Origin of the sequence: Streptococcus sp. 3.1, from assembly GCF_016648915.1 — a bacterium.
Lineage (GTDB): Bacteria > Bacillota > Bacilli > Lactobacillales > Streptococcaceae > Streptococcus > Streptococcus salivarius_E.
This window is the reverse complement of record NZ_JACLQV010000020.1, coordinates 1-19,847: the sequence shown is the minus strand read 5'-3', so window position 1 is coordinate 19,847 and position 19,847 is coordinate 1. Positions and strand designations below refer to the sequence as shown.

Sequence of the window (19,847 nt, the reverse complement as noted above, 5' to 3'; positions counted from 1 at the left end):
GAACTTAGCAAGTATAGGATTTTATTTCTCATAAAAAGAAGAAAGGGGGAGTATTTTTGAGAGCCTATAGGGAAGATGCGACTGAAGCAGCAGCAAGAACTGCCGAAGAGCATATTGCACATAAATCAGCGCACTCTGATTTAGTTGATACTATAGATCTTTCTAAATTATTGACTAACCCAAAAAGTCGCTCTGACCACGGTGCCCCCTCTCCATTAGATTTTGCCAGAGCTGACGAAGTTCTCTTTGATAATCATGCTCAATCGGAAACCGTGAGGATTCCATCTAAGCAAGAGATTATTTTTCAAGGAGCGGATTCGCAAACTCCAGATCCTGAAGTCATGGAAAACCATGTCTTCACAGGGACTAGGGATAGGAAGACTGGTTTAATCGAATGGGACAAGGACAGTTATACCTATCCTAAGATATCGGTACCAGTTGTCCAGGGCTATTTCGCTGACCAAAAGGAAGCGGGTTTTAACGTTGTCACGCCCTATGTGCCAACGGTAACGGAACATGTGACCTATAGGAAATTGGGACGCATTATCCCTGTGACAGAAGATGGGGAATATATTCCAGGTGCTTTGACTAAGCAGTATAACAATAACAAAAAAGATCCACGAAAGGCGGGTGAGACAGCAACACCAGCTGTTCAAGATTATATGACAGATATTAAAAGTGTAGTACCGAACAAACCAGGAGCGGACACTCCGGTTGTGTATCGTAAAATTTTCAAGAAAGCCAGCATCACTTATATTGATGAAACTACCGGTGCTTACTTGGTTAGTGACCAGTTGACCGGTGAATTGGGTGAAGCGATTGAATACGGGACAGCAACACGTATCAAGACTTTCAAGGACATGGGATATGACTTGATTCAGGATGAATTCCCTAAAGATGCCATTTTTGATGATAAGGATATTGATGATCAAGAGTGGTTTGTCCTCTTGCAACACGATGTTGCTAAGGTGGGACCTGAAAATGAACAAGTCCCAGATACTCCAATCAATCCTAATAATCCAGATGGACCTAAATGGCCATCTAAGTATGCTTACGAAAAAGAAGTAAGCTTCACAGTCTTTTACAGAAGTACAGATGGCAATGCGGATTTGCCAAATGCTGATGTGCAAAAGGCTTATTGGGTGCGTACTCTTACCTTCGACAAGGTTACAGGTGAGCTTGTTGATGAGACAGAGTGGTCTCCAAACAAAACCAAATATTATGATATCTATGCACCAGTTGTTTTAGGCTATTTTGCGGATAGAGTAGAAGTTAAGGGTAGAGATGTTACTGAAGATAATATAGAAGAAACCGTTACCTACGTTCCACTTGGTAAGATCATTCCTATTGATGCGAATGGACGCTTGATTCCAAACGTTCCAACGCCAACCTTTAACAATGATGCCAATAACCCAACTAAGGTTAGTGAGACACTTGTTCCTCACATTCCGGGTTACCGTCCAATGCAACAAAGTGTCATGCCTGAGAGCTTGACAGACGATATTCTTGTCGAATATGCTCCAATTCTAGAGGATGTCACGCAACCAACCTTGCAAACTGTCTTCTTCAAAGGAGCTGGCGAAGCAACACCGTCTGTTAATATTCAGTCTGACTTCAGCTTCACTGGTAAGTACAACCAAGCAGAAGATACTTACACTTGGGATCAAGACAGCTATACTTTCGCTAAAGTCAATGTTCCAGTTATCGAAGGTTACTTTGCGGACAAGGCAGTTGCTGGTATGCAGGTTGTTACACCTGATAAACCAGAAGCAACAGATAGTGTTGCCTATAAAGAGCTTGGTAAGATTATCCCTGTTGATACCTTTGGTAATCCAATCGCGGATGCAGAACCAGTTCATTATGCTAATGATCCTCAAGATGCTACGCAAGTTATTGAAACACCAGCACCACAAGTTGCTGGCTACCAAGCTGAAAGTGAATTGGTATTGCCAATTGACCTCAGCCTGGATCAAACCTTGGTTTACGAACCAATCTTGGATGATATTACACAGGATACGAAACAAACGGTTACCTTCCAAGGTGCAGGCTACAAAGATCCAGTTATCAACATTCAAGATAGCTTCAGCTTCCACGGTAAGTTTAACCAAGTGGAACAAACAAGCACTTGGGATCAAGACAGCTTCACTTATGATGTTGTAGAAGTTCCAGTAGTTGAAGGCTTCTATGCAGATAAACGTCAAGCTGGTGGTCTTGAAGTTCGCCCAGACCTTCCAGAAGTGGAAGATACTGTTACTTACACAGAACTTGGTAAGATTATTCCAGTAGATGAGTATGGTACACCAATCGAAAATGCACCTACTCCAAGCTACAACAACGATCCTGAAGATCCAACCATGGCTATGGAAACAGTCGTTCCAGATGTTCTTGGTTACATTTCTGAAAAGGCCTTTATTACTCCAGAGCACCCAGGTCAAGATACCAACGTGGTTTATGCTAAGGATGAGCAAAAAGCTATTATCCTTTACATGAATGAGCTTGATAAGTCAGAATTGACTCGTGATGTTGTTGTCGGAAGCTCAGGTGAGAAGATTGACTACTCTACTGATGAACAAATCGCAAACTTGCTCAAACAAGGTTATGAACTTGTCAACGATGGTTATGCAGAAGCCTTTGACCACACTTACAATGGTGACTCTGACTTTGACCAAGTCTTCGAAGTGGTTCTTCGTGAACGTTTGGTTCTTATCGACCCAGATATGCCAGCACCAGTTGCAGGTGAAGTCGTAGATCCAAATGATGTGAATAGCCCAGTTTGGCCAAATAGCGTAGAGATGCTTGAAAACCGTGCCGATGTGACACGTACCATCCAGTATGTCTTCGAAGAAGGTGGTTTGGCTAGCGACGACTACGTTGAAGTTCTTGATTTCAAACGTTTGGCTAATGTTAACCTTGTGACAGGTGCTATCAATTATGAAGCATGGTCAAGTACTCAAGCTGGCTTCTCAGCTGTTCCTTCACCAGAGGTTGTCGGATTCACACCAGACCGTATAGAAGTCGCTGAAATGACAGATGTTTCTGTGGAAACTCCTGAAATCATGGAAGTGGTTACTTACCTCAAGGATGCTCAGAAAGCTACAGTCACTTATGTTGACGGTACAACTCGTAAGAAACTTGAAGTGGTCGACTTGCTTGGTAAATCAGGCGAAGTTATCGATTACTCAACAATCGAGCGCATCAAGTACTACAGTGATCGTGGTTATACCCTCCTTGCAGATGGCTTCACAAACGGTGTTATCTTTGATGGTGATTCACATGTTGACCAAAACTTCATGGTTACCCTTCGTCATGGTACCGTTCAAGTAGGTCCAGATAACATCCAAGAAGCTGGTACACCAATCAACCCAGCAAATCCTGATGGTGCTAAATGGCCAGAACGTGAAAGCTATATTAAAGATGTAACCTTCACAGTTCTCTACACATCTAGCGATGGACAAGCAGAACTTCCTGCTAATAACATCCAAACCGCTCAATGGACACGTAGTTTGACCATTGATAAGGTTACAGGTGAAGAGCTTGGTTCAAGCTACTGGACTTCAAATAAAGGTCAGTTTGAAACAGTCATCACACCAGAAGTAGAAGGCTACAGCGCTGATAAGGATAAGGTTGAAGGTAAGACCGTTGGTCAACGTAACCTTGAAGAAACTGTTGTTTATATCCCGCTTACAGGCGATATCAATGGTAAACCTAAAGAAAACAAGGCAGACGATATCGTTGTTGAAGAGGTTCAAGACCTAGAAGTTCTCGATCAAGTCGAAGAGCAAGAGGAATCTCATGATGGACCAGTCACTTATGGACCAGGCGATGACTTTGAAGCACCTGTTTCAAGTCAAGCTGAGGGTAAAGGCTCTAAACACAAGATGCCAATTAATCTCTCAAATGAGGAAGAAGCAAGCAAAGGTAAGATTGAAGAAACCATCAATATCGCAGGCTTCACCGTATCGGTAACAGGTCTAGGACTTGGCCGCAACGGACGTAAGAAGAAAAATAAGAAAGATCACAAAGATCAAAAAGACAAATAATATAAAGACCTGAATGTCTCAGGCATGCCCAGACAGAAAGAAAATCTCAAGTTGCTTATGGCACTTGGGATTTTTTTGTGGATTGGTTAACTGAGGTATGTGGAAACTAAGTATTTTAAACGTAAAAGAAGGTGTCGAACATACGCTGGTATTGATAAAAGTGATGATAAAAACTATAATCTAGTTACAAGAGCTATGCACTTAAATGCTCATTCCATTATTGTTAATGACTGGTTTTTCAATTCATGGTCGTTATAAAAAGAGGTACTATGTCTATTTCGTTTACTTATTGTGGCGTTGCATGTGGAGTCATTTCCATTGATAATCAATTTCATATTGGAATTGATCCTGACTTATCTCCTAAGGGAACTTTAGTTCAGTTTAAAGGATTTGTCTCCGAGAAACAAACTGATGTTTATAAGGATGAGTCTCTTCTTAGCAAAGTTGATGTATGGCTAATTACTCATGGGCATCAAGATCATTTGGATGATGTAGGGAAAGATTATCTGAAAGAGAAGACGGTCATTTCTCCTAATAGGAAAATTTTAGATGGGGTGCCATGTTTAAATAATAGTGTTTTAAGATGGGGAGAAGAACAAGCATTTCAAGTCGCTGACTATTGTATCACCATAAAAGCATTACCGGCTTATCATGCCAGTAATTACATCATGCGAAAGATAGTTGGTAAGGTAAATGGCTATCAACTAACATTTACCACTTCGTCAGAAACTAAAGTCATTTATTTTACCGGTGATACTGTTTTGTACCCAGACTTAACCAAAAATGTCCCTAAAAATATCGATGCTATTTTTGCTAATTTAGGTGCTGTAAAATCAGGTTCATTTGGTGGACCATTTACCATGGACTTAAAAATGTTAAACCGAATGAATGATCTCCTTCAACCTAAAAGAATTTATCCCATTCATATTGATGATTATAGTCATTACAAGACAACTAAAAATGAAGTTGAAACAGCAGGTTATAGGGTTTTAGCTGTTGGTGAGACCATCGATATATAATTAAGTAGAATAAAGACTTTACATACTTTTGTATGGGAGTTTTGCGCCACAAAAGCAAATTAGCCTTCCCTTGGTAATGAGGGTATGATGGTTCAGGATAATCGAGTTTTGCTTGAATCTAGATATGAGTGTTAGTTTCAAAAACAAGTGAAATCTTGATGTTTTGGTCTTTAATTCCGATTGATTCTGTGGTATTCTTAATAAGTCTCATAAGTTCTTCCTAATGATGGCTTGGTCGCTTTTCATTATAGTTCTTATGGGACTTTTTGTGTACACTCAAAAAGCTCTATAATCTCTACTGTAGTTTGAACCACTACAGTAGAGATTATAACGCCAAAGAAAATCTCAAGTTGCCTTGTGCACTTGGGATTTTTTTGTGGATTATTTCTTATCTAAAATCAGATGTTTAAAGACTATCTCAGAATATTTTTAAATTAAAAATATGTAAAACTATTAACTCTGATTTTTTTCCGAAAATATATTGATAAACTACAATTATAGTGAAAGGTACCTTCGCTATAACAAGACGTTCTCCAGATTGGGTTTCAGATTTTAAAACTTCCTCTTTTATTGCATATGCATGGGTGGAACTTGATGGTAAACCTATTGGTGAGAGCATTAGTTTGTCAAAATTTCAAAAGGTTCTATTCGTCAAAGGAAAACAAAATGATTAATATTACTAATTTAAATAAAACATATGATGACAAAGTTGTATTATCAAATATAACTTTTCATGCTAATAAAGGTGAGATTACTGGTTTGATAGGACCTAATGGTTCTGGAAAATCAACCCTAATAAAAATACTATTAGGATTGGAGTCAGCTGATAGTGGAAAGGCAACTATTTTGGGAACAACATATAGTGAGTTAGGAGCTGAGCCAATCTCTATAGTAGGAACTTTTTTAGATAGTTATCAACCTTATCCAAGTAGAACTGGTTATGAGCAATTAAGATGGATTGCACTTTCTTGTGGACTCAGTAAGCAACGTTGTATTGAATGTTTAGAAATTGTTGGATTAAAAGATGTTGGTAAGAAAAAAATCAAAGATTATTCTTTAGGAATGAAGCAGAGATTAGGTTTAGCAACAGCAATACTTGCAGACCCAGATATTTTGATTTTAGACGAACCTATTAATGGTTTAGACCCAGAGGGAATCCGTTGGTTAAGAGAGTTTCTCAAAGACTTTGTGAAACAAGAAAAAACAGTATTATTAACTAGCCATTATATGAGCGAACTTGAATTAACCGTAGATAGAGTTGTAGGTATTTCAAATGGTCACGTTGTTCTAAATGATAAACGTGAGCAAGTATTGAAGCAATATGATAGTTTTGAAAACGCCTATTTTAGCTCTATACACGAAAGGAGTAGTGTAAAATGTTAAGTCAAGTTATAAAGGGGTATTTATATAAATATAGCCATCTAACTTTATTTAAAATGGGATTATTTATCTTAGTTGTAGTTAGTTTGTTTTTTACCTATCAAAATATTCAAGTCATTAATGCACTACACACCGGTGCTGCAAACTCAGTAAATATTGATCCAAATATAATTGAAACTCCCTATAGAACGGTGAGAGATGCTATATTATCATCTCCGTATCAAGCAACCGTATTATTTTTGCCTATATTGTCAGCATTAATTCTAGCAACTGATTATCAATTTGGTGAGGATGAGTTTTCATCACTAATTTGTGCTAACTGGAAAATAAGATTGTTTTCACAGATATTTAGTATAATTGCTATTTCAATAACGACGACTTTTACGTTGTTTTTATTAAATGCATTACTTCTAAAATTCATGTTAGTTAGTAAGTTACAAAGTATTCTGTCTATAGGCTTAATGCTTGATGTTTTTATTAGAATAGTAGCTTTTACAATTACACTAAATTTACTCTCTCTATTACTTGTAAAAATAACAAAAAGATCAATTCCTTCTTTGATTGTGATAGTTCTGTTGTTAGTTTTCTCTTTATCAGGCATACTTAGGGCAATTTCTCCTATTTTAGATAATTTATTACCTTTAATTGGAGCTAAGTCTTTTGCTTTTGGTAGGATCGAAGCCGGTCAGACAACTCAAGTATATGGAGCGATTCTTTTACTATTTGAAACTTTCCTTACGACGATTTGTTTATTTTATTTAGAAAAAATAAAATGGGGGAAGAAGAATGAAAAGCCAATTGCATAGCTTGTTTTATAAAAAATATAGTTTATTACCTGTACAGGTTTATTTATTATTTCAGTTAGTATTTGTTATTATAATAAGTTTATTAAGATACCTAAAATTCGAAGTTAATGGTGATTCTATCACTTTTAGCAGTTCTGTCTTATTAACTATAATATCGTTCTCTTTTTTAGGGAATGGAGTTTTAAATGCAAGTGTAGAATTGAAAACACAAAGTTATAAGCAAGTTTACCTGAACAACGGAAGTAGGGTGAAAGCTACATTATATATATTATTAATAGACCTACTAGAATGTCTAACACAGTCATTATTAGCAGGTTTAATAGTAATGATATTTAGTCAGGGTACTCATAGTGAAGTAAATTTTTATTACTACTTGTTTGGTTCAGTTATATACTTTTTAGCGGGTTACTCTTTTTCCTTTTTATGTGGTAATTCAATGATTGCACTTGCAATTTTGCTATTATTTCCTATACTGGTGTTGCCTTTTATAGATAGGGTTATACCAATAGCTTCAAGTGTAATAATATATGATTTAGTTTTTCAGCTAATACATACAAACTATTCTATAATGCGTTTTATTGTATTCATAATTTGGCTTATTGGATTATTCCTTACTAGTTATTACCTTATTCGAAAGGAATTTTTAAAGTAAGTCAAATAAAGATTGCTTTATTAGATGAGACAACATCAAATTTAGATAGATTGATTGAAAAAGAGATACAAGACTTTGAAACACATATTCTGTTACTTAAAAATAAGCACTATTGAGATTTGCTAGAAGCTCAATTTATTGAACTATAAATTATATGCTAATTTTGAAATGTATTTTCGATTTTTAATTATGTTACAATATATTCAAAACGTACGAGGAAAAAAATGGTAAAGTCTAAGATTCTAGTTATTGACGATGATTTAAAAGTTTTAAGATTGATTAAGAATATTCTGGAGAAAAACTCTTATGTAGTTGAAACTAGAAATTCTGTTGAAGATATTAACCTATGTGACTTCATAGGATTTGATTTGATTTTACTGGATATAATGATGCCAGTGAGTGGTATTGATATTTGTAGTAGTATCAGAAGTCAGATTCAAACACCTATAATTTTTATTACTGCTAAAAACCTTGAAGAAGATATTGTTGAAGCTATTGGAATAGGTGCAGATGATTTTATTACCAAACCATTCGGTATGAAGGAGTTGGTTGCAAGAGTCAAAATGCATATTCGACGAGATAAAAGGCTACTTTCTGTCGGAGATACTGAGACTAGTGGTTTACTTCAATTTGATAGGGTAGGAAAGGAATTAATGGTAGACGGTAATAGTATTTCTCTTTCGAGAAGGGAGTTTAATTTATTATATTTGTTGTTTACCTATCAAACTAAAATCTTTAGTGTAGAGGAGCTTTATGAATATTTGTACCCTCAAAGTTCAGAAGTTCAGTACCGAAGTATCACAGAGTATATCTATCAGATTCGACAAAAATTAAAACCTTATGGTATTGATCCAATTAAAACTCTTTGGGGTGGGGGATATAAATGGCAAAATCAATAACATTAAAGCAGTTGATAAGAGCAACTTATTTGAAAATTATTTTTCAATTTCTGATATGCATTTGTTTTTTTTATATCATTCCTGCCCTATTTACAGCAGTTGAAGGAATTAATGCTAACAATGTGAATAGCTTTACTATGTTTTTTAGTGTTAGTTCGTGGATTTATCTTTGTGTCATTTTAGTTGTTATAATTGTAAGAAATGTACAAAAACTTCTATATGAAATTCAGATAGAGATGAAGACAGTATATGAACAAAGCTTATATTCAGACAATAACAAATACTCTAAGCCACTAAGGTTATTTGAATTTATTGAGACAAAAGAACATATTATGAAGATGCAGGATAAAATTCAGAAGATGCTTGAAAAAGAGAAGAAACAAAAGCAAGAGCTAATGTTCAGAGTGTCTTCCGCAGCACATGATTTAAAGACACCTCTAACAATAATTTCAGGTAATGCTGAGTATCTTCAGACATTTGATTTGTCTCCTGAGTTAACTCAATGCTTATTAGATATCGAATCTTCAAGTCAACAGCTAGATAATTATTTTAATCAATTTATTCAATATTCAAAAACATTTTATAAAGATAATATCAATAAAGAGCATATTACTTCGGAGCAGCTTGCGTCATGTTTGATTAGAGAATTAACTCCTCTGACAACTGGGACCTGTGTCTTAAAAGTATTGAATGAAACCCCATCTGATACTACTATTCATATTGACTTAGTATTATTCTTAAGAGCACTTACTAATCTTGTGAATAATGCAATGTCCTATAGTCAATCAATGATGCCAAGGATAGTTATAAAATTATCATCTGAGCAAAATAAGATTGTTTTATCGGTTTGGAATGATGGCTCAAGGTTCTCGGCTAATATGATTGATAATGTAGGATCGCTCTTTTACCAAGATAATCAATCAGGAAACGACTCTCAGAATCACCATTTTGGAATAGGGTTATCTTTTGTAAAAAGAGTCGTAGAACTTCATGATTGGGAACTGAAACTTTCTAATGAAAATAATGGAGCTATGGTTACAATTTATATTTAGTAATGGTTTTTTAGTTGAGATTATTAGCTAGTTTATATCCATTCGCTTGTGGTAACATCACTTCTATACTACAATATAGGAGAAGAAGCAAAAAAGGAGTATGCCATGCCAACTGAATATGAAAAAATGATTGCAGGTGACTTTTATAAGCCAAGCGATCCTGAGTTACGTGCTCTAGCGGCCAGCTCAAGAGAAAAACAATGGGCCTTTAATGCTGAACCTGATCGCCTCAAGAGGGCAGAGATTGTCAAATCTTGGTTTGGTTCGACTGGTGAAAATGTTGCCATGAATCCTCAGTTCGTTACGGATTACGGTGTTAATATCCATATCGGTGAAAATTTTTATTCCAACTGGAATTTGACCATGTTGGATATCTGTCCTATCACGATTGGTGACAATGCCATGATTGGCCCTAATTGTCAGTTTTTGACGCCCTTGCATCCGCTTGATCCAACCGAGCGTAATTCAGGCATTGAATATGGTGCTCCAATTACAATCGGTGATAATTTCTGGGCTGGTGGAGGCGTGACCATCCTTCCTGGCGTTACCCTAGGGGATAATGTAGTAGCTGGGGCAGGAGCCGTCGTGACCAAGTCCTTTGGAGACAACGTGGTTCTAGGCGGGAATCCAGCGCGTGTTATTAAGGAAATTCCTGTAAAGAAAGACTAAATGAAGCAACTCAAGGATTTAAGTCCTTGAGTTTTTTGAAATCTATTGAAAGTTGAGTGGAAATCTCTTGAAAAGTTATTGACATTACCTCCTAAAACTCTTATACTAAATAACGTTAGTTAGCTAACAATGTAGTTAAGGAGTCATGTTTTGGACCATTTTGGACGCTTGTTGAAGCAAGCCAATAACAATATGATGCGCCACTTTGATCAGTTTGCTAGGCAGTATGATTTGACTGGAAATCAGATGGCCATTATCGATTTTATAACCCATCATGCTAATCATGAGGTATTTCAACGTGACATTGAGCATGAATTTGAGATTCAGCGTTCGACAACGACAGTTCTCTTACAGCGGATGGAGAAAAAAGGCCTTATCGAACGACATACCTCATCGAAAGACGCTAGGCAAAAAGCGGTTGTTTTAACGGATAAGGCAGTAAAAATCGCGTCTGCCTGCCAATCCTATCTTCGAAAAGAAGAGGAAGAGTTTGCCCAGCAATTTTCATCTGAAGAGAGAGAAGTCTTTCTCAAAATCTTACAACACTACCGCAATATTTAAGTTTATATAAGAGGAACAAATACTTATGTCAGACGAAAAAATCTCCACTAAGATCCTGTGTGCCATCTTTGCGACAGGAATCCTTTCTTTTTGTGGAGTGGCTGGTGAAACAGCTATGAACATCACCTTTCCTGTATTGATGAAGGTATTTTCGGTTAATACGTCAACAGTACAGTGGGTTACAACCATCTACCTATTAGTCGTTGCTTGCGTGGTGCCCTTATCTGCCTATCTCAAGCGCTCATTTAAGATGAAGACCATCTTTCTGGTCGCAAACCTTTTGTCTATTTTAGGTGTTCTTATCGACTTTATAGCGCCTAGTTTTAGCTTTGTTGTTCTGGGACGATTGGTTCAAGGAATGGGTGTTGGTTTTGCCCTACCTCTCATGTTTAACATCATTTTGGAGCAGGTGCCAAGTCGTAAGATTGGTCTCATGATGGGAGTTGGGACACTGATTACAGCTGTCGCTCCAGCGATTGGACCGACTGTTGGTGGACTTTTGACAGCGCATTTTGGTTGGCGTTCTATCTTCCTCATTCAGTTTCCTATTCTCTTGGCTTCACTGATTGCAGGGCTTCGCTCGATTGAGCAAAAGAGTGAGGTTAAACGTGAATCTTTAGATATCCTCAGTCTACTGGCTACCATCTTTCTTTTCTTGGGCCTGATTTTAGGTCTTCATGGGGTTGCTGAACATGCCTTCTTCAGCTTCTCAGTCTTAGGTTGGCTTTTGATTGGGATCTTAGGTCTTGTCATTTTGATTTGGCGTTCTACAACATTAGAAAATCCCATCATCAACCTCTCTATTTTGAAAAATCTTAAACTGACAGGTCATATCATCGCTTTCTTTTCTTTCCAATTGGGTTCCCTTGCGATGAGTTTCCTCTTGCCAAACTATGTGCAGTTGGTTAACAACTCTAATACCACTCTTGCAGCCTTGATGCTCCTCCCAGGAGCTATCATTGGTGCAGGATTTGCTCCGTTTTCGGGTATCATTTTAGATAAGATGGGAGCTCGTAAACCAATTCTGATTGGAGCAAGCCTTATCGTTCTTGCTCAGTTGCTATTTAGCTTGTTTGGTCTCTCCCTTTCAAATACTTTGATTCTCGCCTTTTACATGATTTTCATGACGGGACTCGGGGTTGCCTTTGGTAATGTCATGACTAATGGACAGAAACAACTGTCGCTTGATCAACGAGCCGATGCTAATGCCATCTTTAACACGCTCCAACAATTTGCAGGAGCAGTGGGAACAACACTAGCATCTCTAATTGTTGCTATGAGTCAAGCTAACCACAAGATTGACTTTGCACGAGCAACGGCTCAAGGTAGTCGAAATGGCTTTGTGGTCCTATTTGTTTTGGCTATTTTCCAACTCCTTGTCTTATTTAGTGTTGTTAAAAAGAATGATTAATAACAAGTTTGAAGCAAAGGAAACATGCTTTCCCTTGCTTTTTCTTTCCTTAATTGAAATACTAATCTTACTGCAAATTTTAGTATTATGTTAAGGTTTATGACTTATAATAAACTTAAAGAATAAACCAGTCTTCGATGAAGAGGATAGAAGAAAGGAAAGACCAATGTCTTTACTCAAGAAAATTCGTCCCGAACAACCACTAAAGAATCTTAGGTGGTTTGATATCGGTATTGTTACGCTGATTATGTTTGGTGAGTTTATTGTCCGTTCAACACAAATATATTTGGCAAGTTTGGCTCCAAGCGTTTCCACAGCAATCAGTGAGACATCAACAAATACAGCCAGTGAGGGAGCAGGCTATTCAAGTAATTTCACCTTGCAGATTATTCTCCTAACCTTAGCGATTATATATCTCTGGATACGTCATTTTGACTTTAAACAATTACTTATACGCCTAAAGTGGTCTGTTCTCTTTTGGGTACCCTTTATTTTCGCTATTTCAGGCCTATTTGCCGATATGGTTAGCACCTTGTCAGGACAGTATAATTATTTTAGTCCTCAAGTTTTAGCTTATATTAACCCTATGGCTGTTATTGATAAGTTTATGGCTTTGTCACCTATGGCCATTGCTTACGGACTGCTTAACGGTTTCTACGAGGAATTTTTCTTCTTAGGGCTTTTGACCTCAGTAAAGGACAAGTATAAATGGTGGGTCTTGGTCTTTTCAACCATTGTCCGTGTGTCCTTCCATACCTATCAGGGGATACTATGGGCTCTGGTTATCGGTGTGGTCTTTGGTCTACTTTATTATTTCCTTTATAAATACAAGGTCAAAAACTTGCTTCCATTCTTCCTCATGCATGCCTTGGCGGATATGTTTGGCTCGAGTCTAATTTATCTCTTGGTAAACTGGAATTATTAGTAAAACAACTCCCTTCGTTTAAGTACGAGGGGAGTTTCCTTTTATTGTTAGATGTATCTTAATTAGCTTAGTATTATCGCTTTTAATTTAATAGTTCTTGGAAGAAGTTTTCTACCTCAGGATGAAGATTAGTTTCCTTAAGTGTAACTAGTGAAACATAAAGCGACATGCGTTCCTCTTTAACCATTGGGATAGAAATTAAATCTTTGTCTTCCTTTGTTATAGCGATTTCAGAAAGAAGACTGATACCAATTTTTTTACGAAGGAGTTGCTTAAGCAAATTAATATCATCTGTTTGAAAGAATGGTGTTGCAGCATGATGATATTGATTATTCAAATGTTGAAAAGCATTTAGATGAACAAAATGTTCGTCTAAAATAATAAAATTTTCATTTAGAACATCAGAGAAAGCGATAGCTTCCTTATCTGCCAATGAGTGGCCTGAAGGTAGAATATAATAAAGATCACTTGTCATAAGAGTTTTAACTGAAAATCGTTTATCGATAATCGGTTCTAAGCTTCCAATAAAACTGGCATCTAGTTCTCCCTTAGACAAGAGGTCTAGAAGTTCAATAGAACCTTCTTGTATAGGGTGAATGTTTCGAAGTGCTGAGACATTTTCAATAAAAGCAGGCTCTTTACGAACAAGATAGTCAATAATAAGAGGCGGAAACCCAATTGTATCATAGGGAGAAATGCTTCGAAGTATTTCTTTTTGGGCACCTTGTATTTCTGGAAGAGCTTTCTTTACATGTCGTAGCAATATATCACCTTGTGGAGTTAGCTTAAATGTCCTATGTGAAGGATCATGCACAAGTAATTGACAATGAAACTCCTTTTCTAAACGTTTAATGGCATAAGAAATAGATGGTTGACTCACCCCGTTTTTTCGAGCTACTGCAGTGAAAGATTGCAGGTTGCTTAGGTCATAAAAATAGTATAAGTCTTTAAGATTCATAAAATCACACTTTCAAAAAATTGTTAAAAAGAGTTACATAGACAAGGCTAGATGAGACGATAAGTAAATATTATCCGTAGTGATGTGTTTGACTATAACTTTTTTATTGAGTTAGAATATGATGATGAGTCAGGAGATGATTATAGGTTATCAAGAATATCTTCAAAAATAGCTAGGATTTTCTCCCTTTTATCAACAGGAACTTGTTTCAGCTTCATGTTAACTCTTTTCAATGAGAGATTATCGGTTTGGTCAGTGGTGGGCTCGAGGCTATTGAAATTGAAAAAGTCCTCTGGTGTCAAGTTTAAGGCGACAATCACTTTTTCTAGACTGTGAATGGTAAGATTCACATTTTGGTTTTCTAATTGATTGATATACTTGAGTCCGAGTCCTGCCTGTTCCGAAAGTTCCTCCTGGCTCATTTTGTTTTGTTTACGAAAATATTTCACTTTTTGTGAAATATATTTTTGTAGATAATTATTAGTTGTCATATAAACAGAATACAAGTTTTAAATGACAAAAATAACTTTTTAAACAATACAAAGTATACTATAAAATCCATATTGTTGTTTATTAGTTCAATATGCTAGTACTCTATTAGTACCATCACAATTGTTGCTACTATACAGCCTGTAAAACAAATGTGTTATAAGGTTAGGCACAGATAAAGTGGTTGTCCATTTGTATCTGGAGGAAAGATGATAACTGGTTGTATAGTTGATTCTGTCATAATTCTTTTTGCCCATTATAACATAAAAGAAATGAGTGGACACTATAAAGCACATTGTTCTTTAAAACGACTATTTTAAGTAGTATAATATAAGTAAAAAGGAGGTTGCACTATGACTGCACATGATATTTTAAACAACCCTTTCCTTAATAAGGGAACTGCCTTTACCTTAGAGGAGCGAAAGGAACTAGGTCTTATTGGTTTACTGCCACCGTATGTTCAAACGATTGAAGAACAAGCGACGCAAACTTATGCGCAAATGCAAACAAAAGCCAATGATTTGGAAAAGCGTCTTTTCCTAATGGAAATTTTTAACACCAACCGAACTCTTTTCTATTACCTCTTTTCTCAACATTTGGAGGAATTCAATCCAATTGTATACGATCCAACCATTGCAGATACCATTGAAGGCTATAGTGACCTCTTTGTAGATCCCCAATATGCGGGATATCTTGATATCAATCATCCTGAAAATATTGAAGCCACTTTGAAAAATGCTGCTGGGGATCGCGAGATTCGTCTCATTGTTGTAACAGATGCAGAAGGAATCCTTGGAATCGGTGACTGGGGAACAAATGGTGTCGACATTTCTGTTGGGAAATTGATGGTCTATACGGGTGCTGCTGGAATCGATCCTTCTATGGTCCTTCCTTTAGTTATTGATGCAGGGACTAACCGTGAAGAACTTCGTAACAATCCTAATTACTTAGGGAATCGTCATGAACGGGTTCGTGGAGATCGTTACTACGACTTCATTGACCAATTTGTTCAAACAGCAGAACGTCTCTTTCCTAAACTCTACCTTCACTGGGAAGACTTCGGTCGCTTGAATGCTGCTAATATTCTTGAAAAATACCGGAAACAAATTCCAACTTTTAATGATGATATTCAAGGTACAGGAATAGTTACCCTAGGTGGTATCTTTGGTTCACTGGATATTAGTGGTGAAAAATTAACAGATCAAGTTTATCTCTGCTATGGTGGTGGTACTGCGGGTGCAGGAATTGCCTCTCGTGTTCTTCGTGAAATGGTGAGTGAAGGTCTTTCTGAAGAAGAAGCCTATAAACGTTTCTTTATGGTTGATAAACAAGGTCTTCTCTTTGATGACATGGATGACCTAACCCCTGAACAAAAACCGTTTGCTAAGAAACGTGCTGACTTTAGTAATGCAGACAAGTTGACTGACCTGCTTGAAGTAGTGAAGACTGTGAAGCCAACCATTCTTGTAGGAACTTCAACTCAACCTAATACCTTCACTAAAGAAATAGTAGAAGCTATGTGTGAAAACACAGAACGTCCGATGATTTTCCCTTTGTCAAATCCAACCAAACTAGCAGAAGCTAGTGCCAAAGATTTGATTGAATGGTCAGATGGCAAAGCTTTTGTCGCAACAGGAATTCCTGCTGATACGGTTTCTTATAAAGGTGTCGACTATGTGATTGGTCAAGCCAATAATGCCTTGATTTACCCAGGTCTTGGTCTAGGTATGCTGGCTTCTGAAGCAAGTCTTTTGACTGATGAAATGATTGGAGCAGCGGCTCATTCATTGAGTGGTATTGTCAATCCAGGCCAACCAGGAGCTCCTGTCTTGCCACCATTCAAGTATGTAGCAGATGTTTCTATTAAAGTAGCAGAAGCAGTCGCTAAAAAAGCACAAGAGCAAGGTCTTGCGCATGCTAAGGAAACAGATATGGCCAAAGCAGTTCGTGATTTGAAGTGGTATCCAGAGTATAAATAATTCACTGCTGCTGCCTATCCTTCGCTAGCGACAGATTTGTATGGGCTGTGGACTTAAGTAATTTAGAAAGGATACCTATGTCACTCTTTTTAACCTCGATTACGAGTATTATTCCGATTATCGCTATCATTGTTTTGGGGTATATTCTTCAGGTGAAGGGATGGTTTGGAGATGCCTTTGGATCTAACCTATCCCGTTTGATCATGAATGTAGCCTTGCCAGCGTCAATCTTTGTGTCGGTGATGAAATACCTGACACTAGATAAGCTAATCAGTCTTTCTGGAGGTCTTCTTTATACATTTGTGGCCTTTATCTTGGGATATAGCGTAGCTTATATTGCAGTTGTGCTTTTCAAGGTTCGTCCAGGACGGCGAGGAACCATGATTAATACCTTTGTGAATGCCAACACTATTTTTATTGGTTTACCTTTAAACGTTGCTCTTTTTGGGGATCAGGCTCTTCCTTATTTCTTAATTTACTATATCACCAACACGATTTCCACCTGGACATTGGGCGTGTATTTGATGACGAGCGATAGTAAATCGGGTCAAAGCAAGAAGACAAGTAAATTTGACTGGAAGAAATTGCTACCAGCTCCGCTTGTAGGTTTTCTTATGGCTCTGCTATTTTTGATTCTTCGAATCTCTATTCCAGATTTCGCAACGAATACCTTAACCTATGTTGGAAATATCGTCACTCCCCTATCTCTGATTTATATTGGTATCGTTCTTGCAAAGGCAGGCTTGAAAACGATTACTTTTGATAAAGATACAATTGTCACTTTAGTTGGACGCTTTATCCTAGCTCCTCTAATCATGCTTCTTGTATTGAAGTTCTTTGCACCAAATATGGCGACAGTAGAATTTAAGACCTTTATGATTCAGTCCGCTACACCAGCTTTGGCTGTTCTCCCGATCCTTGCTAATCAGGGAAAAGGAGATGTGGAATTCTCTACGAATGTAGTGACTCTAAGTACGGTTCTATTTATCGTTGTTATTCCAATATTACAAACCTTGTTAGGATAAGAGGAAGAGATTGTGAGAACAATTTTGAATGGCGTGAAAAAATGGCAGAGACTAATCAAACTTGTGCTATTTTTATCTATTGCTAGTCTGGTTATTGTAGAGATAATCAGACTTTTTAAGACCATTTCGTTTGATAAGATTGGAGCAATCTTTGGAGAACTCTCTCCAATAAAAGTCATTAGTTTAGCTTTGCTTGGTTTTATGGCTGTTGCACCTATGGTATTCTATGATAAAATCTTAAATAAAGAGCTTAATCAGAAACAAAAATTATCTTACTTACTAGAGACAAGTTGGACTATTAATAGCTTGAATAATATGATTGGCTTCGCCGGTTTGGTGGATGTTGGTTTACGATATTCTTTCTATGGTGATGAGGAACGACCTGAAAAAAGTATGCAGGGAATTTCTCGTGTCATACCTTATTTTATGAGTGGTTTCTCACTGTTTGCACTGTTAAGTTTAGTTTTTATAATTATATTTCCTATTTCAAAAGGGGTTAAAAAGTATTGGCCAGCTCTTTTAGGAGCCAGTCTATATCTTCCAATTGTTTTATTGGTTTCAAACAGAAAAAAATGGGCCCATTTTAGTCAACTGAGTGGAAGGACAATTAAATCTTTAGTATTTGCTTCTGGCCTTGATTGAGCTAGCGTATTAAGTTTTTTTCTTTTGGTTGGGTATGCTTTTGGCTATAATTTACCAATTTATGATATAATCCCCTTCAAGGGATTTAGTTCTGTGTAAAACGGAGCTAAATCCTTTTTATATAGTAAAATCAATACCATTAGGAATTGATTTGATTTTTATTAAAAATATGAGATAATAGACTCGGACTAAGTTTAAACAGCAATTTTAGAGGGAGACAATTATGTCAAAACGACTATTATCGGATGAGCCGAATACCCCCAAATCCCTTAAGGAGCTTTTCTGGGAAAATGCGGAAAAAGCTCGTATGGGGGAATTTTGGAAAGACAAGAAGAGTTACAAAGAGCTTTCAGAAGCTACGGGGATTCCGTCAGGAAACCTTCGAATGCTTTTCATGAACAAGCCTAAGGGAAATATTCCAAAGATTGTAACCATTACTAACGGTCTGGCCAAGGTGACTGGGAAAAACATTACACTTGGGAAGCTCTTAGCTCGAGATAATCAGCATGAGGGTTTTGAGTTTCCAAGAAATCCTGATCAGGTCACCCAGAACTTGTGGCACAACATTCGCAAGAAGTTGGAAATCACGGAAGATATGGCTGAGGGGGAAGTCAGAGAACGCATGACAGCCTTTGTAGTCTCATCTGGTATGGCTCAAACCAACTATAATCTGATCAATCAAACAGGAACGGTATCGCTTGATACTTTGGAAAAATTTTCTAAAAGGCTTAGAGTCGAGCCTTATGAATTATTAGCTACCATAAGACGAAGGGAGATTGTTGATAAGGTTGAAGGTCCTATTCCTAAGGGAAATGACAGCGACTCTCACATTGATATTGGCAAGCTTAATACTTTCATTAAATCACAACCTTACTCGCCCAATGGTCAAGAGGTGGCATCTGCAGACTTAAGCCCACAGAATCTCTATCATTATTATGCCAAGGGAAATGTCGGAGATATGCCCATAAAAACAGCCTATAAGTTTAAAAGACTAGTGGATATTTATGAAGCAGAATATGGTATTCTTGAACCTTCAAGCAGAGTTTTAGATGTCAAGGAATTGGAAAAATTCCTTTATAGTGGCATGATCACCGGCTATGCCATTTCTAAGACAGGGTTGATGAATGCGACCAATGGAAATCTCTATATCAAGGGCAAACGTCCTATCGAATCTATGCAACTGGATCGGGCCTTCGGTCTCTATAAACACTTAAAAAGACTGAAAAAGGACCAATAAATTCTTTACCTAACAAAAAGCCCAAATTGTTCTGACCCCAAAAAGTTAGACAAATAATTTAAGCAAAGGATTTAGTTCTGTATTGTACAGGACTGAGTCCTTT

General features: G+C 37.1%; 17 protein-coding genes. 15 read left to right on the top strand and 2 right to left on the bottom strand.

Annotated elements, in window-relative coordinates; all coding sequences use genetic code 11:
- Positions 1–56: 56 nt before the first annotated feature.
- The 11 genes from H7U02_RS09810 (at position 57) to H7U02_RS09760 (ending at position 13,414) form a co-directional block, all read left to right on the top strand.
- A complete protein-coding gene (locus tag H7U02_RS09810; RefSeq protein ID WP_201043279.1) occupies positions 57–4,040 on the top strand; it encodes a mucin-binding protein in 3,984 nt (1,327 codons plus the stop codon).
- 269 nt (positions 4,041–4,309) lie between these two features.
- On the top strand, positions 4,310–5,059 hold the full coding sequence (locus H7U02_RS09805) for an MBL fold metallo-hydrolase (protein WP_201043278.1): 750 nt from the start codon (positions 4,310–4,312) through the stop codon (positions 5,057–5,059).
- 666 nt (positions 5,060–5,725) lie between these two features.
- Positions 5,726–6,442 (top strand): ABC transporter ATP-binding protein, encoded by a 717-nt coding sequence (locus tag H7U02_RS09800; protein ID WP_002886924.1) that lies wholly within the window; start codon positions 5,726–5,728, stop codon positions 6,440–6,442.
- Positions 6,436–7,245, top strand: a complete 810-nt coding sequence (locus tag H7U02_RS09795; protein WP_073687980.1) for a hypothetical protein — start codon at positions 6,436–6,438, stop codon at positions 7,243–7,245. The genes H7U02_RS09800 and H7U02_RS09795 overlap by 7 nt, the downstream gene beginning before the upstream one ends.
- A complete protein-coding gene (locus tag H7U02_RS09790; protein WP_002886929.1) occupies positions 7,226–7,897 on the top strand; it encodes a hypothetical protein in 672 nt (223 codons plus the stop codon). Before H7U02_RS09795 ends, H7U02_RS09790 begins: the two co-directional genes overlap by 20 nt.
- Before the next feature lie 224 nt (positions 7,898–8,121).
- A complete protein-coding gene (locus H7U02_RS09785; RefSeq protein ID WP_073687981.1) occupies positions 8,122–8,796 on the top strand; it encodes a response regulator transcription factor in 675 nt (224 codons plus the stop codon).
- Positions 8,781–9,848: a sensor histidine kinase gene (locus H7U02_RS09780; protein WP_037612047.1), complete on the top strand. Its 1,068-nt coding sequence runs from the start codon at positions 8,781–8,783 to the stop codon at positions 9,846–9,848. The genes H7U02_RS09785 and H7U02_RS09780 overlap by 16 nt, the downstream gene beginning before the upstream one ends.
- 105 nt (positions 9,849–9,953) lie before the next feature.
- Positions 9,954–10,517 (top strand): sugar O-acetyltransferase, encoded by a 564-nt coding sequence (locus H7U02_RS09775; protein ID WP_002886933.1) that lies wholly within the window; start codon positions 9,954–9,956, stop codon positions 10,515–10,517.
- 150 nt (positions 10,518–10,667) lie between these two features.
- Positions 10,668–11,078 carry a MarR family winged helix-turn-helix transcriptional regulator gene (locus tag H7U02_RS09770; RefSeq protein ID WP_049546092.1) on the top strand — a complete coding sequence of 137 codons (411 nt, stop codon included), beginning with the start codon at positions 10,668–10,670 and terminating at the stop codon, positions 11,076–11,078.
- A gap of 25 nt (positions 11,079–11,103) precedes the next feature.
- A complete protein-coding gene (locus H7U02_RS09765) occupies positions 11,104–12,489 on the top strand; it encodes an MFS transporter (RefSeq protein WP_070655977.1) in 1,386 nt (461 codons plus the stop codon).
- A 166-nt stretch (positions 12,490–12,655) separates the two neighbouring features.
- The gene (locus H7U02_RS09760; protein WP_201043277.1) at positions 12,656–13,414 is read left to right on the top strand and encodes a CPBP family intramembrane glutamic endopeptidase; all 759 of its coding nucleotides are present in this window, start codon (positions 12,656–12,658) and stop codon (positions 13,412–13,414) included.
- An 82-nt stretch (positions 13,415–13,496) separates the two neighbouring features.
- On the opposite strand, the gene H7U02_RS09755 is transcribed toward H7U02_RS09760, so the two are convergent.
- Positions 13,497–14,372 (bottom strand): LysR family transcriptional regulator, encoded by an 876-nt coding sequence (locus tag H7U02_RS09755; RefSeq protein WP_070655973.1) that lies wholly within the window; start codon positions 14,370–14,372, stop codon positions 13,497–13,499.
- 140 nt (positions 14,373–14,512) lie between these two features.
- Complete coding sequence (locus tag H7U02_RS09750) at positions 14,513–14,863, bottom strand: helix-turn-helix domain-containing protein (RefSeq protein WP_037598004.1); 351 nt, start codon at positions 14,861–14,863, stop codon at positions 14,513–14,515.
- A gap of 351 nt (positions 14,864–15,214) precedes the next feature.
- Here H7U02_RS09750 and H7U02_RS09745 point away from each other — a divergent pair, with 351 nt between their 5' ends.
- The 4 genes from H7U02_RS09745 (at position 15,215) to H7U02_RS09730 (ending at position 19,744) form a co-directional block, all read left to right on the top strand.
- Positions 15,215–16,840, top strand: coding sequence for a malolactic enzyme (locus H7U02_RS09745; protein ID WP_155198594.1), 1,626 nt, complete (start codon positions 15,215–15,217; stop codon positions 16,838–16,840).
- A 77-nt stretch (positions 16,841–16,917) separates the two neighbouring features.
- Positions 16,918–17,865 carry an AEC family transporter gene (locus H7U02_RS09740; RefSeq protein WP_155198595.1) on the top strand — a complete coding sequence of 316 codons (948 nt, stop codon included), beginning with the start codon at positions 16,918–16,920 and terminating at the stop codon, positions 17,863–17,865.
- A gap of 12 nt (positions 17,866–17,877) precedes the next feature.
- Positions 17,878–18,507 (top strand): hypothetical protein, encoded by a 630-nt coding sequence (locus H7U02_RS09735; protein ID WP_241672409.1) that lies wholly within the window; start codon positions 17,878–17,880, stop codon positions 18,505–18,507.
- Positions 18,508–18,730: 223 nt separating this feature from the next.
- A complete protein-coding gene (locus H7U02_RS09730) occupies positions 18,731–19,744 on the top strand; it encodes a hypothetical protein (protein ID WP_155198596.1) in 1,014 nt (337 codons plus the stop codon).
- Positions 19,745–19,847: the final 103 nt, after the last annotated feature.